This window comes from Actinotalea soli, assembly GCF_017565425.1.
GTDB classification, from domain to species: Bacteria; Actinomycetota; Actinomycetes; order Actinomycetales; family Cellulomonadaceae; genus Actinotalea; species Actinotalea soli.
On sequence record NZ_JAGEMK010000002.1, the window covers coordinates 401,245 to 423,707 of the forward strand.

At 74.0% G+C, this 22,463-nt stretch carries 26 protein-coding genes; 7 read left to right on the top strand and 19 right to left on the bottom strand.

Annotation, left to right across the window (positions count from 1 at the left end; genetic code table 11):
• Nucleotides 1–13: 13 nt before the first annotated feature.
• A complete protein-coding gene (locus J4G33_RS06160) occupies nt 14–295 on the top strand; it encodes a hypothetical protein (protein WP_208055042.1) in 282 nt (93 codons plus the stop codon).
• A gap of 41 nt (nt 296–336) precedes the next feature.
• Here the strand turns inward: J4G33_RS06160 and J4G33_RS06165 are convergent, their stop codons facing one another.
• From J4G33_RS06165 to J4G33_RS06170, 3 genes are all read right to left on the bottom strand, one after another.
• Nucleotides 337–654, bottom strand: coding sequence for a hypothetical protein (locus J4G33_RS06165; protein ID WP_208055043.1), 318 nt, complete (start codon nt 652–654; stop codon nt 337–339).
• Between the two features lie 3 nt (nt 655–657).
• On the bottom strand, nt 658–792 hold the full coding sequence (locus tag J4G33_RS17425) for a hypothetical protein (protein WP_256436064.1): 135 nt from the start codon (nt 790–792) through the stop codon (nt 658–660).
• A 172-nt stretch (nt 793–964) separates the two neighbouring features.
• Nucleotides 965–1,828, bottom strand: a complete 864-nt coding sequence (locus tag J4G33_RS06170) for an SDR family oxidoreductase (protein ID WP_208055044.1) — start codon at nt 1,826–1,828, stop codon at nt 965–967.
• Between the two features lie 111 nt (nt 1,829–1,939).
• On the opposite strand from J4G33_RS06170, the gene J4G33_RS06175 reads away from it, so the two are divergent.
• Complete coding sequence (locus J4G33_RS06175; RefSeq protein WP_208055045.1) at nt 1,940–2,347, top strand: winged helix-turn-helix transcriptional regulator; 408 nt, start codon at nt 1,940–1,942, stop codon at nt 2,345–2,347.
• 34 nt (nt 2,348–2,381) lie between these two features.
• Here J4G33_RS06175 and J4G33_RS06180 read toward each other — a convergent pair whose 3' ends face one another.
• Both J4G33_RS06180 and J4G33_RS06185 read right to left on the bottom strand, forming a co-directional pair.
• A complete protein-coding gene (locus tag J4G33_RS06180; protein WP_208055046.1) occupies nt 2,382–3,083 on the bottom strand; it encodes a flavodoxin family protein in 702 nt (233 codons plus the stop codon).
• 128 nt (nt 3,084–3,211) lie between these two features.
• Entirely contained in the window at nt 3,212–4,201 is a 990-nt protein-coding gene (locus J4G33_RS06185; protein ID WP_208055047.1) for a DUF4190 domain-containing protein, read from the bottom strand.
• A 114-nt stretch (nt 4,202–4,315) separates the two neighbouring features.
• Between J4G33_RS06185 and J4G33_RS06190 the strand changes: the two genes are divergently transcribed.
• Nucleotides 4,316–4,822 (top strand): hypothetical protein, encoded by a 507-nt coding sequence (locus J4G33_RS06190; RefSeq protein WP_208055048.1) that lies wholly within the window; start codon nt 4,316–4,318, stop codon nt 4,820–4,822.
• Here J4G33_RS06190 and J4G33_RS06195 read toward each other — a convergent pair.
• From J4G33_RS06195 to J4G33_RS06210, 4 genes are all read right to left on the bottom strand, one after another.
• A complete protein-coding gene (locus J4G33_RS06195; RefSeq protein ID WP_208055049.1) occupies nt 4,786–6,132 on the bottom strand; it encodes a DUF4190 domain-containing protein in 1,347 nt (448 codons plus the stop codon). The two genes, J4G33_RS06190 and J4G33_RS06195, sit on opposite strands and share 37 nt — an antisense overlap.
• 185 nt (nt 6,133–6,317) lie before the next feature.
• Nucleotides 6,318–7,133, bottom strand: a complete 816-nt coding sequence (locus tag J4G33_RS17745; protein ID WP_208055050.1) for a CPBP family intramembrane glutamic endopeptidase — start codon at nt 7,131–7,133, stop codon at nt 6,318–6,320.
• A gap of 310 nt (nt 7,134–7,443) precedes the next feature.
• On the bottom strand, nt 7,444–8,106 hold the full coding sequence (locus tag J4G33_RS06205) for a response regulator (protein WP_208055051.1): 663 nt from the start codon (nt 8,104–8,106) through the stop codon (nt 7,444–7,446).
• Nucleotides 8,103–9,392 (bottom strand): sensor histidine kinase, encoded by a 1,290-nt coding sequence (locus J4G33_RS06210; RefSeq protein WP_208055052.1) that lies wholly within the window; start codon nt 9,390–9,392, stop codon nt 8,103–8,105. Before J4G33_RS06210 ends, J4G33_RS06205 begins: the two co-directional genes overlap by 4 nt.
• 130 nt (nt 9,393–9,522) lie before the next feature.
• On the opposite strand from J4G33_RS06210, the gene J4G33_RS06215 reads away from it, so the two are divergent.
• Both J4G33_RS06215 and J4G33_RS06220 read left to right on the top strand, forming a co-directional pair.
• Nucleotides 9,523–10,422, top strand: a complete 900-nt coding sequence (locus tag J4G33_RS06215) for an ABC transporter ATP-binding protein (protein ID WP_208055053.1) — start codon at nt 9,523–9,525, stop codon at nt 10,420–10,422.
• On the top strand, nt 10,419–11,240 hold the full coding sequence (locus J4G33_RS06220; protein WP_208055054.1) for an ABC transporter permease: 822 nt from the start codon (nt 10,419–10,421) through the stop codon (nt 11,238–11,240). Before J4G33_RS06215 ends, J4G33_RS06220 begins: the two co-directional genes overlap by 4 nt.
• 78 nt (nt 11,241–11,318) lie before the next feature.
• Here the strand turns inward: J4G33_RS06220 and J4G33_RS06225 are convergent, their stop codons facing one another.
• Both J4G33_RS06225 and J4G33_RS06230 read right to left on the bottom strand, forming a co-directional pair.
• Nucleotides 11,319–11,873, bottom strand: coding sequence for a DUF427 domain-containing protein (locus tag J4G33_RS06225; protein WP_208055055.1), 555 nt, complete (start codon nt 11,871–11,873; stop codon nt 11,319–11,321).
• On the bottom strand, nt 11,863–12,786 hold the full coding sequence (locus J4G33_RS06230) for an NADP-dependent oxidoreductase (protein ID WP_208055056.1): 924 nt from the start codon (nt 12,784–12,786) through the stop codon (nt 11,863–11,865). The genes J4G33_RS06225 and J4G33_RS06230 overlap by 11 nt, the downstream gene beginning before the upstream one ends.
• A gap of 159 nt (nt 12,787–12,945) precedes the next feature.
• Between J4G33_RS06230 and J4G33_RS06235 the strand changes: the two genes are divergently transcribed.
• A complete protein-coding gene (locus J4G33_RS06235; RefSeq protein WP_208055057.1) occupies nt 12,946–14,658 on the top strand; it encodes an SdrD B-like domain-containing protein in 1,713 nt (570 codons plus the stop codon).
• Between the two features lie 65 nt (nt 14,659–14,723).
• On the opposite strand, the gene J4G33_RS06240 is transcribed toward J4G33_RS06235, so the two are convergent.
• The 4 genes from J4G33_RS06240 to J4G33_RS06255 form a co-directional block, all read right to left on the bottom strand.
• The gene (locus tag J4G33_RS06240) at nt 14,724–15,917 is read right to left on the bottom strand and encodes a hypothetical protein (RefSeq protein WP_208055058.1); all 1,194 of its coding nucleotides are present in this window, start codon (nt 15,915–15,917) and stop codon (nt 14,724–14,726) included.
• A 135-nt stretch (nt 15,918–16,052) separates the two neighbouring features.
• Nucleotides 16,053–16,427 carry an STAS domain-containing protein gene (locus J4G33_RS06245; RefSeq protein WP_208055059.1) on the bottom strand — a complete coding sequence of 125 codons (375 nt, stop codon included), beginning with the start codon at nt 16,425–16,427 and terminating at the stop codon, nt 16,053–16,055.
• 67 nt (nt 16,428–16,494) lie between these two features.
• Nucleotides 16,495–17,676, bottom strand: coding sequence for a tetratricopeptide repeat protein (locus tag J4G33_RS06250; protein WP_208055060.1), 1,182 nt, complete (start codon nt 17,674–17,676; stop codon nt 16,495–16,497).
• On the bottom strand, nt 17,673–18,896 hold the full coding sequence (locus J4G33_RS06255) for an ATP-binding protein (protein WP_208055061.1): 1,224 nt from the start codon (nt 18,894–18,896) through the stop codon (nt 17,673–17,675). The genes J4G33_RS06250 and J4G33_RS06255 overlap by 4 nt, the downstream gene beginning before the upstream one ends.
• A gap of 99 nt (nt 18,897–18,995) precedes the next feature.
• Between J4G33_RS06255 and J4G33_RS06260 the strand changes: the two genes are divergently transcribed.
• Complete coding sequence (locus tag J4G33_RS06260; RefSeq protein WP_208055062.1) at nt 18,996–19,892, top strand: hypothetical protein; 897 nt, start codon at nt 18,996–18,998, stop codon at nt 19,890–19,892.
• A 32-nt stretch (nt 19,893–19,924) separates the two neighbouring features.
• Here J4G33_RS06260 and J4G33_RS06265 read toward each other — a convergent pair whose 3' ends face one another.
• The 4 genes from J4G33_RS06265 to J4G33_RS06280 all read right to left on the bottom strand — a co-directional run bounded on the left by J4G33_RS06265 (nt 19,925) and on the right by J4G33_RS06280 (nt 22,442).
• Nucleotides 19,925–20,494 carry an OsmC family protein gene (locus J4G33_RS06265; RefSeq protein ID WP_208055063.1) on the bottom strand — a complete coding sequence of 190 codons (570 nt, stop codon included), beginning with the start codon at nt 20,492–20,494 and terminating at the stop codon, nt 19,925–19,927.
• A gap of 324 nt (nt 20,495–20,818) precedes the next feature.
• A complete protein-coding gene (locus tag J4G33_RS06270; protein WP_208055064.1) occupies nt 20,819–21,589 on the bottom strand; it encodes a hypothetical protein in 771 nt (256 codons plus the stop codon).
• Nucleotides 21,586–22,074, bottom strand: a complete 489-nt coding sequence (locus J4G33_RS06275) for a hypothetical protein (protein ID WP_208055065.1) — start codon at nt 22,072–22,074, stop codon at nt 21,586–21,588. Before J4G33_RS06275 ends, J4G33_RS06270 begins: the two co-directional genes overlap by 4 nt.
• Nucleotides 22,071–22,442, bottom strand: coding sequence for a hypothetical protein (locus tag J4G33_RS06280; protein ID WP_208055066.1), 372 nt, complete (start codon nt 22,440–22,442; stop codon nt 22,071–22,073). Before J4G33_RS06280 ends, J4G33_RS06275 begins: the two co-directional genes overlap by 4 nt.
• Nucleotides 22,443–22,463: the final 21 nt, after the last annotated feature.

The following is a 22,463-nucleotide window of genomic DNA, read 5'->3' on the forward strand; positions in this document are numbered from 1 at the left end:
CAGGGAGGTCATGATGACCACGCTCAGCCACGAACCTCGTGCGGTCGCATCCGCCGTCGTGCTCTACGGCATCCACCCGCTGCGCGGGTACGCGGTCACCTGGCACCTCACCCCTCTGCCCACGGTCCCCGCACGCGCCGGCCGGCGCCCCGCCGGGGCGCAGTTCGTCGTCGAGCGCGCCGACGGGCACATCACCGACGACCTCGCCTGGCAGCTCGCCGAGAAGGAGGTCGCCGTGCTCGGCGTTCCCGAGGTCTCTCGGCTCGTCCGCGCGGCCACGCACCGGCGGCGCTGAACCCGGCTGGCGGACCTCGTGCCACGGCTGAGCAGCCCTCGTCAGCCTCCGCGCCTCGCCCGCAACCACCGGGGCAGGAGCCAGCGAGGCAGGGGCAGGAACAGCCAGGCCCACATCGCCATCACCCCGCCGACCGCGAAGACCAGGCTGAACCACAGCTTCCAGGCCTCGCCCTCGTAGGTGCCCATGGGGCCGGCGGCCACCAGCATCAGGGCGAAGCCGGGCAGTCCCAGCAGGACGCTCCGCTCGTTGAGGTCCATGCCGGTCCACCAGCGAGTTCGGCCCGGGGCCGGAGCCGCGCGCCACCAGAGCGTGAGGGCCAGCAGCACCAGGCCGCACAGCGAGAGGGTGAGGCCCACCGGTCAGCCCGCCACGGTCGCGACCCGGGCGTCGGCCGGCTCGGAGCAGCCCATGGCCTCCCGGAGCGTCCGGACCATCAGCGCCGCAGCCTCGGCCGTGTGCGTGGCCTCGGCATAGGTGGCCCCGCGCTCGGGCACCCACTCTCGCTGGTAGCCCGGCACGACGTACCCGGGGCGGCGTCGGTCGCCTCGATCACCACGGACGCACCGTCCTGGAGGCCTTGCAGCGTGACCGCCAGCTCCTCCTCGAAGGCGGACCAGGTGGCTGGGCTCGTGGGAGTCGGCACGAGCCCAGCCTGTCACGCCCGGCTCAGGCCTCGACGAGCGCTGCGCGGAGCCCGTCGACCAGGGGAGTGGTCGGTCGGCCGAGCAGCGTCGAGAGCGCGCCACCGGTCCCGGCGAGGAGCCCGTCGCGGATGTTGCCGTCCAGGGCCACGAGGAAGCCGGCGGTGCCTTCGTCGAGGCCCGCAGCCAGCAGCCCGGCCCGGTGCTCCTCGGGCGAGACGGGGCGGTAGGTCACCGGGGTTCCGGTGACCTCGGTGATCGCGGCCGCGAGCTCGTGGTGGTCCCAGCTGGTGTCGCCGGCGAGCTCGAGGACGGCGCCGTCGTGCTCCTCGGTGCGCAGCACGGCCGAGGCGCCCTGGGCGTAGTCGATGCGCGAGGCGCTCGCGACCCTGCCCTCGCCCACGCTCGCGACCAGCTCGCCGGTCTGGGCGGCCTGCTGGGCGGCGGCCACGTAGTTCTCGGTGTACCAGCCGTTGCGCAGGACGACGGTGACCAGGCCCGACGCCGCGAGCAGCTCCTCGGTGGCCTTGTGCTCGGGGGCCAGGATCAGCGCGGAGGTGTCGGCCTCGGTGGCGCTGGTGTAGACGACGCGTCGCACGCCGGCAGCCTTCGCCGCCTCGATGACGTTGCCGTGCTGGGCGACCCGCTGACCGACCTCGCTGCCCGAGACCAGGAGCACCGTGTCGGCGCCCTCGAACGCCGGGGCGAGGGTCTCGGGCCGCGCGTAGTCGACGGTCGCGGTCCGTACGCCACGGGCGGCGAGCTGCTCGAGGGCCTCAGTGCGGCGGCCGGTGGCGAGGATCTGCTCGGGCGGGGTGCCGTGGGCGAGCAGGTCCTCGACGACGAGGCGTCCGAGGTGGCCGGTGGCTCCGGTGACGACGACGGTCATGGGTGATCTCCTTCAGGTGCGGGGCACCGGGTGGTGCCTCGACGGGGTCAACGAGCCCCGTCGTCCAACCCTTCCTCCTGGCAGGTACCCACTTCTGGGTAAGGTACTGACATGACGGTGAGTTCCCAGGTCAGTGACGGTACGACGACGGCGAGCAGTGTTGATCTGCTCCTGCCCCGCGGCGGTGGCGGTGTGCTGGCGGCCCAGTGCCCCAGCCGCGTGGTCTTGGATCACGTGACGAGCAAGTGGGGGGTGCTCGTCCTCGTGGCGCTCTCCCGCGGCACCCTGCGCTGGGGCGAGCTGCGGCGGGTGGTCGAGGGGATCAGCGAGAAGATGCTCGCCCAGACCCTGCGGACCCTCGAGCGCGACGGGATCGTGCTCCGCGAGGCCTCGCCCACGATCCCGCCGCGGGTCGACTACTCGCTGACGGACCGCGGGCGCGAGCTCACCGAGCGCCTGCTGCCGCTCATGGACTGGGTCCTGGCCAACGCCGACGAGATCCTCGCCGACCAGGGCTGAGGACCTCGGCGCGGTCCCCAGCCCTCTCGGCTCCTCAGCCCCGCGGGTGGTCGAACCGCTCGCCGTCCTGCCAGGCCGTGGTCGAGGTGCCGTGGGCCGGGATGCCCCCGGAGCGCTTGAGCATCGCGGCCATGTGCATGAGGTTCCACGTCATGAAGGTCAGGGTCTGCTGGGTGAAGTCGCTCTCGGGGCCGTCGGAGCCCTCGTCGGCGTAGGAGGGGCCAGGCCCGGCCTCGCCGACCCAGCCCGCGCTGGACTGCGGGGGCACGGTGTAGCCGAGGTGCTGCAGCGAGTAGGTCAGGTTCATGCCGACGTGCTTGTACCCGTCCTCGTTCCCGGTGATCACCGAGCCGGCGACCTTGTTGTAGAAGACGTACTGTCCGGCATCGTTGGTCTCGGCCGAGTGCGCGTAGAGGCGCTCGACCACACGGGTGCACACGCTGGACTTCTCGCCGAGCCAGATGGGCGAGCCGAGCACCAGGATGTCGGCGCCGAGCACCCGGTCGCGCAGCGCGGGCCACCCGTCGTCGGGGAAGCCCGCCTCGCGCATGTCCGGCTGGACCCCGGGGGCGATCGCGTGATCGACCGCACGCAGCTCGTCGACGACGACGCCGTTCGAGCGCATGATCGCGACCGAGTCGGCCATGAGCGCCGCGGTGTTGGAGGGCTCGGGGGAGGGCTTGAGCGTGCAGTTGATGAACAGGGCCGTCAGGTCGGAGAACTCGGTGGATGCCATGTCCCCAGGGGACAACCGCACCCGATGACCCGCAAGCCGGGGCGTCGTCGTCGTGCCGTGGCGCTGTGCGGCGCTCGGTCCCACCGCCTCCGGGTGGCGATCCTCGGCCGAGCCGAGCGGGGGTCTGGCTACCTCACGTCCCAGACGGCCGGAGCGGCGTCGGGGTCCTGGGTGTCGGTGACGACGACCTGGACCTGCCTGAGCCGCTCCTCGGGCACGTCGAAGCAGACCGCGTAGAAGGTCTCCACGGTGGGGTCGAGGGTGATCTCGGGCTGGTCCCCCGGCAGGAGGGAGGCGTGGCAGCTCGATCGCTCGTACCTGACCTGCTCGTTCGTCACGAGGTGGACCTCATGCCCCTCGCGGAGGCCGACCGGCTCGGTCGAGTCGTTGCGGACGTCCAGGCTCACGAGGACGTACCCGTAGGCGGCCCCCACGTTGTGCTCGCTCGCGTCCTGGATCGCCGCGTCGGCGTCGAGGTTCGCCGAGGTGACGGTCACCTCGTGGGTCCCGACCGTCGCGTGGTCCCACACCGAGAGCGGCGAGGCGGCCGCGAGGGCGTCGCGCTCCTCCGGGGTGAGGGGGACCCCGGTGTCCTGGCGCCCGAGCTCGTCGTCCGTCGGGGGCGGGACCGGGTCCGTGGCCGGGACCGATCGCTCGCCCTGCCCCATCTCGAAGGACCACTCCTCGTCGACCGAGAAACTGCCCTGGTTGACGAACCAGACCCCCAGGGCGGTCGAGGCGACGCCAAGGAGGACGGCCACGGCGCCGACGACGACCCCGGCGAGGGCCATGCCCGGGCCGCTCGCCTCGCCACGTCGGGCGCGCCGTCGGGCGGTGACGCCGACGAGCACCGCGACGACCCCGCCGACGAGCCCCAGGATCCCGACGAAGGGCACCCACGCGCCGAGCAGCGAGAGCACCGCGACCACCAGGGAGACGACGGCCAGGGTGCTGCTGGGGCTCCCGGCCCCCGCGCCGCCGAGCCTGTCGCCCCCGGCCTCCGCCGTCGCGCCGTAGCCGGCGTACGCCCGCGGCACGTCGGGCTGCTGCACGGACGACGGCGGTGCGTACGGGCCCGCGGGGTGGTCCTTGCCGGGTGGGTGGTTCGTGGTGCTCATCGACGAGATCCCTTGCTGGACGACCTCGTCGAGGCTACCTACGGACCGCGAGCCTCGCCCGGCGGCCCTGCGCCCGCCCTTGCGTGCTCGTCCGGCATCGATAGCCTCGACGAGATGACGTCCGAGGTGAACGACGAGGTCGGCACCGTGCTCTCCATCCCGGGGACGACGTGGGGGCCGCAGCTCGCGGCAGCGCTGATCTACGTCGGGATCGGCCTGGCGTGGCTCGTGCTCGAGGACGGACTGCTCGGGTGGGTGTTCCTGGCCCTCGGTGTCGCTTTCGGCGTCAACACCTGGCGGCGGGCGAGCCTGCGGGTGCGCATGACCTCGGAGGCGGTCGTCGTCGAGCGGCACCGGCGCAGCACGAGGATCCCGTGGGGCGAGGTCCGGGCCGTCGTCGTGCGACGCAGCTTCTGGAGCGGTGACGTCGTGATGCTCGTACCGGAGGGCGGCGAGCCTGTCACCGCCCTCATGAAGTCCTCATGGTTCGACGACTCCTTCGAGCGGAACCTCGGGGTGCTCCGACAGCGCTGGCGGAGCCAGACCGGGACCGAGCCGCGGGTCGGGGACGAGAGGCGGGACGGCTACTCCGCCGCCCAGAACACGGGCAGCGCGTCGTAGTCGTCGTAGTCGGTGACCATGATCTGGGCGCCGTCGAGGCGTTCGGCCGGCACGTCGAAGCAGAGCTGGTACGCCGCGCTCTCCCCGGGGCGCAGGTCCGGCAGGTCCCAGGACTGCCCGCCCGGCAGATACGTCGCGTAGCAGCTGGAGGGTCGGTACACGACTTCGTCGGTCGTCACGAGCTGCACGTCGTAGCCCTCGTCCACCCGGGCGAACTCGTCGCCGTCGTAGCGGCTCTCGATGTCCACCAGGACGTAGCCGAAGGCCGGGGCGGGGTTGTACTCGCTGGTGGCGGCGAGCTCCTCGTCGGCGTCCAGGTCGACACCGGTGACGGTCACGGTCGCCAGGGCCAGCGTGGCCGCCTCACCCAGCGCGAGGGGTGAGCTCGCCTCGTAGGCCTCGCGCTCCCAGCTGAAGAGCGGGATGCCGGCGTCCTCTCGCTCGAGGTCGTCGCCTTCGGGGGCGGGGACGGGGTCGATCTCGGTCGCGTAGTCGTCGGGGTCGTAGCCCGAGTCGAAGTCTTCGAGGTCGAAGTTCTCGGGGTCGAGGGTCCAGTCCGAGGTCGCGGACCCTGCCTCTTCGATGACCCAGAACGCGAAGGCGGTCGAGGCGACCCCGATCAGGATCGCCACGGCTCCCACGATGATCCCCGCCAGGGCCATGCCGGGGCTGCCCGCCTGTCCGGTCCGTGCGCGACGACGGGCCACGATGCCCACGACCACGGCGATGATGCCGCCGATCAGGCCCAGGATCCCGATGAAGGGCACCCACGCACCGAGGATCGAGAGCACGGCGACGACGAGGGCGGTGACCGCCAGGGCGCTGCTGGGCCCGCTCGGCGCGGTGCCGGCGTAGGGCTGTCCGTACTGGGGGCCGAAGCCTGCCTGGGGATAGCCCTGCTGGGGGTAACCCTGCTGGGGAGGACCGGCCTGGGGGTAGCCCTGCTGCGGGTGACCTGGCTGGCCGTAGCCGGGCTGGGGGTGGGGCTGCTGGGGGTAGCCCTGGGTCGGATAGCCCTGCGGCGGGGGCGGCGGCTGGTCGGGGTCGTGCTGCCCGGAGGCCTGCTGCGCGTACGGGTCTGCCGGAGCGGCGGGCTCGGCCGCCGAGGCCGAGGTGTCGGGCTGGTGCTGCGGCTGGTCCGAGGGCTGCGAGGTGTCGGGCGTGGCCGACGGCGCATCGCTGTGCACCCCCGGTCCGAGGGTCCACGCAGCGGTGGGCGCGTCGGTGCCGGGTGCGCCGTCGGCCGGAGCCTGCTCAGGACGCTCGTCCTCAGGCTGGCCGTCGGTGGGCTTCTCGTTCTCGTTGCTCATGCGCGTGCTCCCCAGCTGGATGTCGACCCGGAGAGTAGCGAACGCCACCCATACCGGGCACCCACCGTCCACGCCTCCACCGCTCCACCGCGGACGGCATCCGTCGAGATGTCACTTGTTGTCGGAACGCCGCCGAAACGAGGCGACAAGAAGTGACATCTCGACAGCGGGCTGGGCTGGATGTCTCACAGGAGGTTGGATGCCACCTGGCCGACGTGAACGCCCAGCTCGGGGGCGCAGTGGGCCAGGTAGGCGAGCCACACGGAGCCCGTGCGGGCCCGGACCCAGCCGAAGAGCAGTCCCAGGACCCCGGTGACCAGGACCTGGCCGGGGGAGACCACCAGGCCGTCGGCGGTGACGAGTAGTCCATGACCCAACCCGAAGCTGAGCGTGGTCAGCACCAGTCCCCATCCGACGCGGGCGCCGAAGAACCGCCTCGGTGTGCCCAGGGCGCGGTCGAGCAGGGCGAGGAGCGCCCCCCGCCACAGCAGCTCCTCGACGAGGTTGGCGTGGCCGGAGTCGTACAGGAAGCCCTCGGCGGAGACCTCGCCGGTGGTGCCCTCGCCTGTCACGTGCGCGAGGACGACGAGGCCGGCAGGGACGAGGAAGATCCCGACGATCACCGGCAGCACGCGGGCCGAGGTACCCGGCAGCGGCCTGCGCACGCCGACCTCCTCCCGGGCCCATCCCGCCAGGAGCATCAGCAGGACGGTCAGCCAGACGAGCTCGATGGTCTTGCCCTGCCAGTTCCAGTCCAGGTCGGCGAAGGGCCCGACCCTCGGCAGGCCGTGAACCACGAAGGTGACGCACAGCAACCCACCAGCTGTCACGAGCGCCCGCCGCGCCCCGGGCTTGCCACGCGCAGCGATCAGAGCCAGCGGCGCCAGGAGCGCGAGGTGGAGCAGGGCGGAGGCAAGGTCGATCCCCGCAGACCAGGCGACCTCCACGGGACCGACGACAACGGCGACCGCCACGACCGCCACCGCGACGACGCCGAGCACGGGACCTACCCAACGCAGGGTGTCGACGGGCGACTCCGGCAACCGCCGAGGGAAGGACAGGGCGTGCTCCACGAGATCGGACTCCGGTCGACGGGGAAAGTGACCGCCTCGACGCTAGACACCACCCCGCAGACCCGTGAGTGCCACAGGTCACGACCACGCCCCACCGCCCGACCGCCCCACGCCCCTCCGCCCCACGGTCGAGATGTCACTTGTTGTCGGAACGCCGCCCAAACGAGGCGACAAGAAGTGACATCTCAACGGGGAGGGGGGAGGGGGGAGGGGGGAGGGGGAGTGGGGGCGGGACTGGTCAGTCGAGGTCGGCCTCGTGGACGCAGCGGGCGATCTGGACGCGGTTCGTCGCGTGGAGCTTGGTGAACAGGTTCCCCACGTGGGTCTTGACCGTCGCGAGGCCCAGGTAGAGCTGCTGGGCGATCTCCGCGTTGGACAGACCCCGGGCCACGGCGACGGCGATCTCGCGCTCGCGGGGGGTGAGCTGGGCGAGGCGCTCGCGGGCCTGGCGCCGCGGGGCGTCGTCCTGCCCGCCCTGGGTGGCAGCCGCGATCACCTGGGCCGTGACGCTCGGCGAGAGGATCGGCTCGCCGGCGGCGACCCGGCGCACGGCCTCGACGAGCTGGGGGGCTGGGGTGTCCTTGAGGAGGAACCCCGCAGCCCCGTGCCGCAGGGCGGTCAGCACCATCTCGTCGGTGTCGAAGGTGGTCAGCACGATGATCCGGGACCGGGTGCCCGCCTCGGTCAGGCGCCGGGTCGCGGTCAGCCCGTCGGTGCCGGGCATGCGGATGTCCATGAGCACGACGTCGGGCGCGGTCGCGGTGACCAGCTCGATGCCTCGGGCGCCGTCCCCGGCCTCGCCCACCACCTCGATGAGCGGGTCCCCGCCCAGGATCAGCCGCAGGCCGGTCCGGACCAGGGCGTCGTCGTCGACCAGCACCACCCGGACCGCGCCGCTCACGGCGCGCTCCACGGCAGGGCGGCCGTGACAACGAACCGACCCGCGGCGTCGACCCCGTGCTCCAGGACGCCGCCGGCCAGGGCTGCGCGCTCCTCGAGCCCGGTGAGCCCCATGCCCGCGCCCGGGGGACCGGCCGGCGTGTGCTCGGGCACCTGGTTGCTGGCCCGCAGGCGCAGGTCGTCACCGGGGGCCCCGGCCAGGCTGAGGCTCACCGCGGCGCCGGGGGCGTGCTTGCGGGCATTGGTCAGGACCTCCTGGACGATGCGGAAGGCGGTGCGGGACAGGGTCGGCGGCGGCAGGGCCAGCGGGTCGACGTCCCCCTGGGCGAGCCCGCGGAGGTCGAGGTCGACGACCGTCCCGGCCTCGGCGTTCTCGGCCAGGAGAGCGGGCAGCTCGCGCAGGCTCGGCTGGGGTGGCTCGGGTGGCCCCGGGTCGTGGGCGCCCGCACCGCCCAGCCCCGCGCGAGCCGGCCCTGTCCCGGCCGACCCCGTACCGCTGTCGGCCCGCAGCACCCCCAGCACCTGACGCAGCTCGGCCAGGGCGCTGTGGGCGTTGTCCTGGATGATCGTCGCGGTCTGCGTGGTCTCGGCCGGCGTCAGGTCGGTGCGGTAGGCCAGGGCCCCGGCGTGCATCGCGACCAGGGAGATGCGGTGGGCGAGGACGTCGTGCATCTCGCGGGCGATGCGGGTGCGCTCGGCCTCGCGGGCGGCGTCGGCCTTGAGGGACTGCTCGCGCTCGGCGGTCTCGGCGCGCTCACGCAAGGTCTCGAGCAGCTCGCGCCGGGCGCCGATGTAGAAGCCTGTCGAGACGCACGCCGCGTACGCGACCAGGGCCAGGGAGCCGGCGAGGACGAAGTACCCGGTCGAGGTCTCGATCCCCGGCAGGGACGGGCGGTACAGCCCCTCGTAGATGATGGCCGCGACCAGCCAGGCCGCACCTGTCACGATCACCCCGCGCCACCGGCGGTGGGTGCTCATCGACACGGCGGACAACGCCGCGGCCCCGACGGCGGCCCCCGAGAAGGCGGACAGCGCACCGGTGACCGAGGCGATGGCCGTGGGGTAGCGACGGCGCAGCGGCAGGAGGGCGACCCCGATCACGCCCAGCACGAGGTCGAGCATGATCGCGGCGCCGAGCGGCCCGACGACGTCGTCGGGGGCCTGCTCGTCCTGCGGCATGAGGTCGACCGTCACCGCGACCCACGTAGCCAGCCCGACGCTGATGACCACGAGGTAGCGCCACACCCGTGACCAGGGGCGCAGCGGTGGCGGGGCGGGGGCGGGCATGCCGTCCAGGCTAGGCCGCGCGGGCCCCCGCGCCCTCCCCCGGACGGCTCTGCGGCGTGCGACCAAAGGTGGAGGCAGGTCGAGGCCGACGGCGGATCCCCTCGCGGCTCGCGGCGCGGAGGCTGGAGCCATGATCACTGCACAGCACCTCACCAAGCGCTACGGCGACCACGCCGCGGTCGACGACGTGTCCTTCACCGCCCGACCGGGACGCGTCACGGGGTTCCTCGGTCCCAACGGGGCCGGCAAGTCCACGACCATGCGGATGCTCTGCGGCCTCACCGCCCCGACCACCGGGCAGGCGACCGTCGTGGACCGGCCGCTGCGGTCGATGGCCAACCCGGGCCGGACCGTGGGGGTGCTGCTCGACGCCTCCGCCCAGCACGCCGGGCGCACCGGGCGCGAGGTCCTGAGCCTCTCGGCCCAGCTCATGGGCCTGCCCAGCTCGCGGGTCGGCGCGGTGCTCGAGACGGTCGGGCTGACCGACGCCGAGTCACGCAAGCGCACCCGCTCCTACTCCCTGGGCATGCGGCAGCGGCTCGGCCTGGCCCACGCCCTGCTGGGCGACCCCACGGTGCTCGTCCTCGACGAGCCGGCCAACGGCCTGGACCCCGCGGGCATCCGGTGGATGCGGGAGCTGCTCCGCGGGTTCGCGGCCGACGGCGGCACCGTGCTGCTGTCCTCGCACCTGCTGCGCGAGATGGAGGCCGTGTGCGACGACCTCGTCATCATCGGCGGGGGGCGCATCCTGGCCCAGGGGTCTGCGAGCGAGCTGCTCAGCGGCCCGAGCACCCGGGTCCGCAGCGTCGACGACCGTGCGCTCACGGCCGCCCTGACCGCGGCGGGTCACACCGTCGAGCGCACCGACGAGGGCACCCTCGCCACCGCCGCCTCCCCCGAGGAGGTGGGCCGGGTGGCCCTCGCCGCGCAGGTCGTCCTGACCGAGCTGCGCGCGGCGACCAGCACGGGCCTCGAACAGCTCTTCTTCGACACGACCGCCCAGCACGGGCGAGAGGGGATCGCCGCATGAGCGCCGCGACCACCACCCACGTCCCCACCCGCCCGTCCGGCGCCCGGCCCGACGACGCCGCGCGCGCCGCGGACGCCCGTCGGGGGATCCCGTTCCTCCGGCTGGCCCGTGTCGAGCTGCGCAAGCAGCTGGACACCCGCGCCGGCGCCTGGCTGCTCGGGGTGATCGTGCTGGTCAACGCCGCGCTGATCACGCTGATGCTCACCACCGCCGAGCCCGGGGCCCTCACGTGGATGGGCCTGACCGAGACGGCCTCCTTCGGCCAGATCATGCTGCTGCCGCTGATCGGGATCATGGCGGCGACCAGCGAGTGGTCCCAGCGCACCGCCGTGACGACCTTCGTCCTCGAGCCGCGGCGGAGCCGGGTCAACGGGGCCAAGCTGCTGGCCGCCGTCGTGCTCGGGCTCGGCGTGATGGTCGCGACCCTCGCGGCCGCGGCCCTGCTCAACGTGGTGGGGCTGGTGGCCCGCGACGGCGACGGCGCGTGGACCCTGGACCTCGCCCTCGTCGGCGGCACCGTCCTGGCCCTGGCGATCCTGGTCACCCAGGGCGTGGCTTTCGGGCTCGCCCTGCTGAGCACCCCGGGGGCGATCGTCGCCTACCTCGCCCTGCCCACGGCGTGGACGGTGCTGAGCGCCCTGGTCGAGGGTCTGCGCGGTCCGTCCGAGTGGCTCGACATCAACATGACGATGCTGCCCCTCATGGCCGGGGAGATGGGCGACGGCGACTGGGCCCGGCTCGCGGCCTCCGTCGGGGTCTGGGTGGCCCTCCCGCTGGCCATCGGCCTCTGGCGCACCGCCCGCCGAGAGGTCGCCTGACCGACGCGCGCCGGCGCGGAGACCTCGTCACGACATCCGTGACGAGGTCTCCGCGCGTCGGCGGGCAGGCCTCGGCGTCTACCAGCCGAGGGTGCCGGGGGCGCCCTTGAGGGGGCCGACGACGCGGTCGGTGATCCAGCCGCCGTAGAAGCCGCCCTCCTGGGGGCGGACCACCTCGCCGTCGACGGTGCACTCGGTCATGCGACCCGGGTAGAGGGCGATGTGGCCGGCGATCGCGGCGAAGGCCGGGGTCGGGTCGAGGTAGGTCCAGGCCGCGCCGGGCACCACGACCCGGTCACCGCCCTCGTCCACCCCGACGACGTCGAAGTACGCCGCCCGGCCCTTGAACTCGCAGAAGCTGCTGCCCTCGGCCGGCACCAGGACGCCGTCGGGCACGTCCTCGCGCGGGAGGTAGTAGGTCGGCGGGTGGGAGGTCTCGAGCACCCGCACCGCACGCCGGGTGTCGGCCACCACGGTGGTGCCGAGGCGGACGACGACGTGCTCGGTGCTGGGCTCGACGGCGGGCGGGCGCGGGTAGTCCCACGCCGACTCCTGGCCCGGACCGGGGGGCGTCGCGGGGACGCCCCCCGGCGGCGGGGTCCGCGGCCGCCACGCGCCGCCGTCAGGAGACACGGATGACGACCTTGCCCTGCACGTGGCCCTCGGCGCTCAGCGCGTGGGCGGCGGCGGTCTCCTCGAGGGGGAAGGTCTGGGCGATCTCGACCCGCACCTTGCCCTGGTCGACCAGGCCGGCGAGGGCCGCGAGGTCGGCGCTGTCGGGTCGCACCCACATGTTGACCCCGCCCAGCTCGGCGACCTCGGGGTCGGCGATCGAGGCGACCCGCACGTCGGCGGTGCCCACCTCGGGCGTGGAGCGGACGACCCCGCCGCCCACCAGGTCCAGGACGACGTCGACCCCCTCGGGGGCCAGCTCGCGGACGGCAGCGACCATCGGGTCGCCGTAGGGGACGGGCTCGGCGCCGAGGCTGCGCACGTACTCGTGCCGGGCCGGGGAGGCCGTGCCGATGACCCGGGCCCCCAGGGCTCGGGTGATCTGCACCGCGAAGCCACCGACGCCCCCGGCGGCGTTGTGGACCAGGACGGTGTCACCGGTGCCGACCTCGAGCCGGGCCAGGGCCTGGTAGGCGGTCAGGCCGGCGAGGGGCAGGGCCGCGGCCTCCTCGAAGGAGACGGTGGTGGGCTTGCGCGCCAGGGTGCGGACCGGGGCGGCGACGAGCTCCGCCGTCGTCCCGCCGTGCACGACGTCGGTCCGCACGTAGCCGTAGACCTCGTCGCCGACCTCCAGCTCGGGGGTGTCCAGGCCCACCTGCTCGACGACGCCCGCGACGTCCCAGCCGGGGACCGCCGGGAAGACGGTCTCCAGGATCTGGTCGAGGTAGCCCTCGCGGACCTTCCAGTCCACGGGGTTCACGGAGGTCGCGTGCACGCGGACGAGGACCGAGTCGGGGCCGACCTTGGGGGTGGGGAGGTCGGTCAGCTCGAGGACGTCAGGGCCGCCGTAGCGGGAGAAGGTGATGGCTCTCATGCTCGGGGAACGTCACGGGGGCGCGGGGATGTTCCGCAGACGGAGGAGCATCCGTCCCGGGTGAAAATCCTCGTCAGGCTGTCATGCGGGAGCCTTCCCCGGCCGATAGAGAGCCACCGGCCCAGACGTAGGGCCCTGGAGAAACCTCAGGAACCCCTCATGCCGGTCTCACGTCGCGTCGTCGCGCTCGCTGCCCTCGCCACCCTCGTCCTGTCCGGGGTTCCCGTCGCGACGGTGCAGCCTGCGTCGGCAGCGCCCAGCAACAAGGTGACGATCTGCCACCGCACCCACTCCGTCAGCAACCCGTATCGCCGGATCACGGTGGCGAAGTCGGCGGCCGACGGTCGGCAGAACGGTGACCACATGTACCACACCGGTGAACCGTTCAACCCGTCCGTCGCCTACTCCGGGAACACCAAGCGGTGGGGGGACATCATCCGACCGCTGGTGCAGGGGAACATCAGCCACGCCGGTCTCAACTGGCCGGCAGGGGCCTCGACCATCGAGCAGGCACTGGCCGGGAACGGGCTCGCGCCGACGCACTGCCGAGGGATGACCGCGCAGAAGTTCTACAACGTCGAGGCCGACGCCGGAGTGCCGCACGCCGAGATCATCGCCGACCTGCAGGAGCAGGGCACGCTCGACGACCCGCCCTCGACGGCTCTCGCTGCGATGACCTACGACCCCACGCTGGGACCCGACGACGGGTACATCACCGTCGTCGAGGAGACCGGCGCGGACACGCCTGACCCGGACCCGAGCCCGGCCCCGAGCCCGGCGCCCGAGCCGAGCCCGGTGCCTGACCCGGCCCCGGTGCCTGACCCGGCCCCGGTGCCTGACCCGAGCCCGGTGCCTGACCCGGCCCCGGTCCCCGACCCGGCCCCGGTCCCCGACCCGGACCCGACCTCGCCCCCGACTCCGGACCCGACGCCGACCTCACCCCCGACCCCCACGCCGACCCCGACCCCCACGTCGCCTCCGACGCCTACCCCCACTCCGCCCCCTGCGCCGGCGGTGACGCAGGTCATCGACGGCTCGGTCTGGCTGGACCTGGACCGTGACGGGGTTCGCGGCGGCCGGGAACCGGGCTTCCCGGGGGTGCGGGTGCAGCTCTTCCGGCTCGACCGCGGCCTGGCGGGCCTTCCTCGTGGGGGCGCTGGTCTGGGGCGCGTCGCGACCCAGGCGCCGCGTTCCGGGCGCCCGACGGCCATCGCGACGCGGACCACGGACGCCTCGGGTGCGTTCTCGTTCGGCGCGATGCCCGCGGGCGAGTACCGCGTCGTCGCCACCCAGCCGCAAGGACTGAGCGTCACCTGGGACTCGGAGGGTGCGGCCGACGCCTCCGCGGACCTGTCGCTGCTCGAGGGCACCGGCCAGCAGGCCCACGTCGGGCTCGCAGGTGACAGCTCGATGCAGGTCGACGTCCGGCTGCCGAGCGGTGCGCCCGTGAACGGCGACGTGGTGCTGCGGTGGGCCGGCGTGGACGGCGTCCTCGGGACCGACGACGACATCCTCGTCGTCGCGACGGTCGTCGACGGACGGCTCGTGGTCGCCGGCCTCCCGAACGGGTCCTACGTCCTCGAGCTGCCCGACGGCACGCAGAGCTCCTCCGTGTTCACCCTGGAGCCGGGGGCGGCCTACACGACCGCTGTCGTCCTTGACGCGGTCACCACCCTGCCGACGCTCGTCGCCGCCGCGGTCGTCCCCGCTGCTCGAGCACTGGCCGTGACAGGCGCGGACCCCGGTCCCGTGGGCGGGCTCGCTGGCGGGCTCGTCGTGGTCGGCGCGGTGCTCCTGCTCGTCTCCCGGCGGCGCCGCTCGGTCCTTGGGCTCGCCGGTCGCGGTGCGGACGGTGCGCCGGGCGGTCGGTGAGCGGCGGTCGGTGAGCAGGCGGTCCTCACCGCGCTCGACCAGCCTCGTCCCGCCCGGGCGGGGGGTCACGACGCCGGGGGCGGGCTCATCTGCTCGTGGAGGGTCTCGAGGTCGTCGATGAGGGCCTCGATGCGGTCACGCTCGGCGGCGATGGCCGCGTCCTCGACGTCGAGGTCGGCCCCGCGGGAGGTCAGGGCGGCCTCGTCGCGAGCGAGGAGGTCGGCGGCCGAGGCGAGGGTGGTCGCGGCCGGGGCCATGGGCAGCTCGGTGCCGTCCCACCACGTCCAGGACAGCTCCAACCGCTGCTGCTCCTCATGGGGGAGCGCCGCGACGTCGGTCGTCTGCTCCTGGTGCGCCTGGCGGTAGTAGTCCACCGCGGCGAGGTCGGTGTCGAGCTCGGCGCGCTGCTGCGCCGCCGCCTGCCGGCGCTCGGCGAGGTCCGCCTGGGCGGCGCGGATCTCCTCGGTGGTCTCGGTCAGGGTGGTGCGCCACCCGGTGTGCACGGCGACCAGGGCGGCGCGGTCGGCGACGAACCGTGCATAGGTGCGCTCGAGCTGGGGGGCGAGCCCGCCGTCGCGCCACACCTGGGTGCCGACGTAGGCGAACATCTCGGTCGGGCGGTGCTCGGCGGAGGAGCCCACCGACCCCGCGACCTGCTCGTGGATGAGGGCGTCCTCCGGCAGCGCGGCCAGCTCGGCCTCGAGCAGGCCCGTCAGCTTCTGCTGCGCGTCCTCCTCGAGCTCCTCCCAGGCTGCGTGCAGGGTCTCGTGGGCGACGGTCTCGACGAGGAACCCGCGCAGGCGCGGGTCGGTCGGGGCGTAGGCGAGGATCTCGCCCGTCCCGGTGTTGAAGCAGCCCACCGCCCCGGTGATGACCCGTGCGCGGTGCTGCTCGCAGCGGCCGGCGAACTCCGCCGCGCCGAGGACCTGCGGCTGCGCCCGGTACAGCAGCTCGCGTCCTTCCGCGGCGAGATGGGCCTCGTCGGCGAGGGCGACCACCTCGGCGGTCGGCGGCACGACGACGCTCGGCTGCTCGATCGTCTCGGCCCAGGGAGCGCCCGCGAACATGATCCCGAGGCCGGTCCCGGTCCGCTCCACGCTCCACGAGCTCGCCGCGCCGGCGGTCGCTACGGCGACGGTGGCCAGGCCGAGCGCCCCGAAGGCCTTGGTGGAGAGGCGCCCCGGGGTGCGTCGTGGCTGGGCGTCGGCGGACCGGCGTCCGGCATCACGGCGCGACATGTCGCGGGGGTGGGTGGGCACGAGAGGCGCATCGACCGTCGCGGGCGGTGATCAAGGGCTCGGCCCCCGATTCCACCCGTTCGCCGTGAGGGCGGGGCGCACAGCGCGCGACGAGCGAGGCGGCGGAGGCGGGCACTGCCGGCTCGGCGGCCGCGGTCATGGCACGAGGGTGAAGGCCTGCGCGGTCCCGGTGAGGGTGAGCAGGTCGTGCATGGACGGGGGCACGTGCAGCAGCCGCGGCGGCTCGGCGGCCACGTTCGCCAACCACAGCAGCGCGCTCAGGCCGCTCGAGTCGATGAACGCGACGCCGGTGCAGTCCACCTCGACGGGCAGGGCGAGGTGCGCCGCGCCGTCGAGGGCGTCAGAGAGCGGCTCCTTGACGGTGGTGTCGATCTCACCGCGCAGGACGACGTGGACCCGTTCGTCCTGCACCTCGAGCCTGACGCTGCCGTGCGGCGTGCTCGGCGGCGGCGCAGGCATGAGAGGCGGTGCGGCTGGTGTCGCGCCAGCATCGATCGGGTGCAGCTCCACGGCGGGCCCCTTTGCTCGCTCGAGTGCAGTGGGATGAGCGTAGGCGTGGGGGCCCAGGGCCGCCAGGTCAGCGACGGGAGGGGCGTGGCGGGGGAGGCGCGGCGGGCGGTGTGCGGCCCCGACGCCGCCGTCGGGCCGTGCCGTGCGGCCCTTCCGGGGAGATCCCGTCCAGCTCACGGCTGGCCGTGCGCAACGGCCCCCACCCCAGCAGGAACGAGAGCCACGCGACGCCCATCGTGGACATCGCCACGGGCCCCAGGACGCGGACCTCACCCAGGGCGACGGCGACCACCAGGCCCACGACGACGGCGGCCTGGAGGGCGAGGAGGAGGACGGTGCCGGGGAACCGGCGCAGGGTCCGCCACGCGAGGAGCAGGATCGTGCGGTCCATCGGGCGCTGCCGGTGCCACGAGTGCAGCACGAGGGCGAGGCCGGCGAGGCTGGCGATCGCGGCGCCCCGGGTGGCCGTCGCCTGGGACTCGCCCAGGACGATCCCGGCGAGGACGAGCGGGGCGACCGTCGAGAGCAGCTGCAGGTAGATCAGACGCCGATGGGCCCTGCCGAGGCAGAACAGCGCCATCGGCCGGTTCCCCGCCCTGCCGGGGTCGAGGCGCATCGCGTCGGCCGCCGCGCCGAACCCCAGCCACCAGCGGTGCGCCTGGGTCCCTCGCGCGGCGAGCATCTGCAGCACCGCCGGGTCGCCCGGGGCGAGGGCGGCAGCCCGTCGCGCGGCACGGAGCATCGCGCGTCGGTCGGACCGTCGGTGGCTCAGGACGGAGGCGCTCGCGACCTCGAGGGTGACCTGGTCCTGCCCGGTGGGGTCGGCGACCTCCGCAGCGACGGCCAGCTCGACGTGGGCCTCGTCGAGCCGGCCGAGGTCGCCCAGCGCGACGGCCAGCAGGCAGTGCACGGCGGGGTCGTCGGGCGCGAGCTCGGCGGCGCGACGGGCGCCTGCCTCGGCGCCGTGGTGATCGCCCAGCACCGAGCGGCAGCGGGCCCAGGTGATGGCCATCGCGGGGTCGTCCGGGGCGAGGCCCACCGCGCGGCCGACGACGTCGCTCGCAACCTGTGCCTCGCCGAGGCTGAGCCGCGCTCGGGCCAGCTCCACGAGGGCGTCGGTGTCGGTCGGTGCGGTCGCGAGGTGCCGCTCGAGCATCTCGATCCCGACGCGGGCCTGGCCGGCCTCGATCAGGGCGGCGGCCCGCTCGACCGGCGAGGCGTCCGCACCGGGCTGTCCGCCCGCACTCACCACAGACGGTTCTTCTTGAGGTAGGCCTTGAGCTGGCGGAAGGTGCCGTCGTCGCTGCCGTAGGTCACGGCGGTGCGTGCGGTGTCGAACCACGCCCGGGTCGAGGGGGTGGTGACGTCGAGGGCCTGGTAGAGGTCCTGCATCCGGATGGGCCGGGCCTGGCCGGTGGTGAGCGAGTCGAGGAGGGCGTCCTGGGCGGCGACCTCGCACACGTACTGGATGTCCGCGCCGGAGAGCCCGTCGCTGCGCTGGGCGAGGGAGGGCAGGTGGATTCCCTCGAGGGGGCGGTCGCGCAGGTGGACGGCGAAGATCGCCTCTCGGGCGGGGGCGTCAGGGGGCAGCACGAGCAGGGTGCGGTCCAGGCGCCCGGGCCGTCGCAGGGCGGGGTCCACGTCCCAGGGCTGGTTGGTCGCGGCCAGGACGTAGACGCCCTCGTTCTCGGCCCCGACCCCGTCGAGCTCGGCGAGCAGCTGGTTGAGGGCGTTGCGCAGGCCCGGCGAGTGCCGCATCGTCGAGCGACGTCCACCGAGGCCGTCGATCTCGTCGAGGAACAGCACGCAGGGGGCGGCCGCGCGGGCCTTGCGGAAGTACTCGTGGATGAGCTTCTCGGAGGCGCCCATGTAGACGTCGAGCAGGTCGGCCGTGGTCGCGGTGAGGAAGGAGGCGCCCAGCTCGCCGGCCACCGCGCGGGCGAGGTACGTCTTGCCGCAGCCGGGCGGGCCGTACAGCAGCAGCCCGCCCTTGAGGCTCTTGCGGTAGAGGCGGGTGAGGGCGGGGTTCTTCATCGGGGCGAGGAAGGAGGCCATGAGGTGCTTCTTGACCTCCTCCAGGCCGCCGACGTCGGCGAGGGTGATGGTCGGGGCCTCGGCGTCGAGGTCGGGCGGGCCGGCGGGCGCCTCCTCGACGGGCAGGCGGGGATCCTCCTCGCTGACCTCGGCCGGGGGATCAGCAGGGGCCTCGTCGACGAAGGCGGGCTGGGGCCCGAGCTGGGCTGCGGCCGCCGACCAGTCGAAGGCCGTCTGCTCGGCGAGACGGGCGGTCAGGGCCGCGAGGTCTGGGTGGTCGGGCTGGGCGTGCCGCGCCTCCGTGAGGTGGTCGCGGGCTTCCTCGGCGCGGTTCGCGTCGAGCAGCAGCGCAGCCAGGTGGAGGCGGAGGTCGACGTCGGCGGGGCTGGCCTGCACGGCGCGCTCGAGGGCGGCCAGCACGGGGTCGGGGCTCATCGGACTCCTCGTCGGGCTGGGCGAGGCACCATCGTAGGGCGGGGCCCTCGCCGACCCGCGGCGGGGGCCGGCCGGGGCCGGCCGGTACGGTGACCGACCGTGTCCACCCGCACCTCCTGGCTACCGACCTGGGTCCAGCCCCTCGCCGCGGCCCTGGTGATCCTGCTCGGCCGCGCGGCGTACGAGGACTACCCGGCAGGTGAGTCGGGGGAGACGGTGCTCCTGGTCTTCCTCGGGCTGACCACGCTTCCGGGCCTGGTGGCCGCTGTCGTCGACGCGGTGCGCGCCGCGCGTCGCACCCCGCCGGGCACGAAGCCCGGCTACCAGCGCATGCTCGACACGGTGGCCCCGCGCGGGGAGACCCCGGTGATGCCCGCATCGGTGGCCGCGGACGTCGCGACGCGGGTGATCACCTGGGGCCTGGCCCAGGCAGGGTTGTCTCTCGCCCTCGGCCTGCTCCTCATGCCGCTCCCTGGGGACGAGGGCTGGCGCACGCTCGCGCTCTTCCCCGCCGTCGGAGGGGTCGTCGCCGCCCTGGTGGTGCTGCTGGGCGGGATCCTGTGGCTCGGGGTGATGGTGCTGGTCATGGCGACGCGGTCGGGCGGGGACGAGCCGCTCGTCGACGTCCCCGCCGCGCCCGAGGAGATGAACCAGCGCCGCCCCGTGGTCTTCCGCGCCATGCTCGTGGCCCTCGGCACCTCGTTGATCGGCACGGCGACCTTCGGTGTCCCGTACATCGTCCTGACCTGGGACGACGCCGTCTACCTGCCGCGGGGCGTCTGGAGCGCCGTCCTCCTCGGTGAGGACGCCATGCAGGTCGAGGATGCCTTCGTGGGGTGGGTCTGGTCCTTGCGGGTCACCGTCGCGATGATGCTCGGCGGGCTTGCTGTCGTCGTCGTGCTGTCGCCCGTCGCCTTCTGGTGGATGGTGCTCCGGCCGAGGCGCGCGGGCTCTGCGCGGGACGGCACAGCGCCGGACGGCCCGGCCCCGGACTGACCGAGGCCGGGCCGAGGAGGCTGGACGAGGGATCAGGCGGGGGCCGAGGTCACCCTGGTGGTCACCGGCGTGGTGCCGGTGAACAGGTCCAGCACGGGGCAGTGCTCGTCGACGGCGCGGTGCAGCTCCGCGTAGCGCTCGGCGCTCTCCGGCCCGGTCAGCCGCACGTCCAGGCGGATCTCGCCGAAGCCCGGGCGCACGCCCTCCTCGAGGCCGAAGAACCCGCGCACGTCGAGGTCCCCCACCGCCTCGATCTGGACGTCCTCGAGCTGGATGCCCAGGCGCGTAGCCCAGAACCGGTAGGTCACCACCTGGCAGCCGATCAGCGCCCCGAGGGCGTACTCGACCGGGTTGGTGGCCGAGTCGTCCCCACCCAGGGAGGCGGGCTCGTCGACGACGAAGGTGTGCTGGCGGGTGCGGACGTCGGTCGCGACCGAGCCGGTGGCGGTACCGCTCGCGCTGAACTGGACGGCGGCGCGGGTCGGGTCCTCACCCACGGCGCTCGTCGTGGCGGAGAGGATCGCACCGAGGGTCTGCTCACGGTGCTCCGCGAGGGCGGCGGCGGTCTGGGTGGTCTGCGGGGTGGATGCGGTGGTGGTCATGGGAGTGCTCCTGCGTTCGACGGGCCCCGCACGGTGGTCCGTGCCGGGTGGGGGCGTCGACGGCGCGACGTCGGGTCGGCCGTCGTGGAGCGGGCGCGACCGTGGCTCAGGGAGCATGCCCACGCGCACCGACCGGCCGGCGGGCAGCCGGACGGTGGGGTGGGGCGTGGGACGGCGCGCGCCCTACGGCATTCGGCGTCGGAGCGAGGCACGGGCAGGGGTGAGCGCTGCGCTCACGATCGCCTCACGTGCCATGCGCACGATGGAACCAGGGTGGCGGGCTGAGCCCAACCCCTCGTCCAGCCGCCGAGACGAGAGCCGTCGTCACAGGGTGCAGGCGTGGGCGCAGCGGATGAGCTCGGCCCACACCACGCTCGAGTGCGCGGCGTCGAGGTGGATGTCGCCGGGGGTCTCGGCGGGCCGCACCTCGACCATGCCGGTGCGGGTGGTGCGGAGCATCTCCCGGACGGTCGGTCCGGCGGTGACGCGCAACGTCCACCGGGTCCACGTCTGGTTCCACACGTGGCGCAGGTGCGGGTCTGCGTCGGGCGGTGGCGGGGCCGTGGGCGACCGGAGCCGGTCGTCGAGGTAGTGGCGGGGGAACGTCGCCGGCTCGGTGGCCAGGCTCCACGCCGGTCGGAGCCCGATCCACGCTGCGAGCACCCCGGGCACCTGCGCGGCGTCGACCACGTCGACGAACGGGTCGACGTCGTACCGCTGGCCCCTGGGCTGAGGGGCCAGGGGGGAGGGGGTGGCGAGCACTGCGGCGTAGCCCTCGCGGAACGAGGCCTCGAGGTGTCCGGCCTGGCCGTCCGCGGTGGTCGCGTCGACCCGCAGGCGGTGGTCGGGGCTGCGGTGCAGCCGGGACAGGTGCTGCCCGATCGGGGTGAGGGCACCGCTGCGCTGCGCGAGGCCGGCCTCGACCAGTGCCGGTGGGGTGCGGCGCAGGCGCAGCGTCGGGCCCAGCTGGTCGAGGAGCTCGGCCGGGACCTGGACCCCGCTCGGTGCGAAGGGTCGCTCGGGAAGGATCTCGACGAGGTCCTCGACGGGTTCGTCGACCTCCAGGAGGTAGGTGTCGAGGGGGACCTCGCTCATGCTCCCTCCCCGAGCTCGATGCCGCCGAGGACGGTGCTGGTCGTCGCGCTGGGGTCCCCGAGGTCCCCGACGGGCCGGGTCGCGGTGATGCTGAGGGCGTGGCGGTCGGTGACCGCGAGGACCTGGGTGATCTCCACCGGCAGCGTTCCCTGCGTCGCGCTCACGATCAGCCGCCGGCTGCCGAGGGCTCGGGGCAGGGGGAGCACGTCGTAGGCGATCGGCAGGCTGCCCGGGTCGAGGGTGGCAGCGGCGAGGGCGGCGTGGCCGAGGGCGTGCACGTCGGTGCTGGTCCCGTCGGCGTGGGGGTGGGCCGTCACCACGACGCTCGCGCGCATCTCGGTGCCGTTCCGCGCCGCCTGTCGGGGTGGGCCCGCGAGGGCGAGGGTGCAGCCGGGTGCGTCGACCTGCTCCCAGCCAGGCGGGACGGGCAGCGTCACGCCCGTCGTCGGGCAGGTCACGGTCGGCATCGCTGTGGTGGTGGTCATGGGGCCTCCGGGGGTGGGGGGAGTGACGGGCGGCGGGCCTCCTTCATCCAGGCGGGGCGGAGGAAGGGCGGCATCCAGAAGAGCCCGAGCACGCCGACGGACATCACCGCGACGGTCGAGGCGTGCAGCACCGCGAGGGTGCCGAACATCACGGCGACCGCCCCTGCGGCCCACGGCTCCTCGATCCCGAGGACCAGGGGGGCCGAGAGGGGGATGAGGAGGCCACCGCCGATCCAGGCGAAGGAGAGGGACTCGTAGCGATGGATCTGCACGTGGCGCATCAGGAAGCGCAGGCGCCCGGCGTAGTGGCCCAGCCCCAGGCCCAGCATCCCGAAGGCAAAGGCGTAGGCAAGGATCATCCGGAGCATGAAGACCTCCCTCGTGAGGAC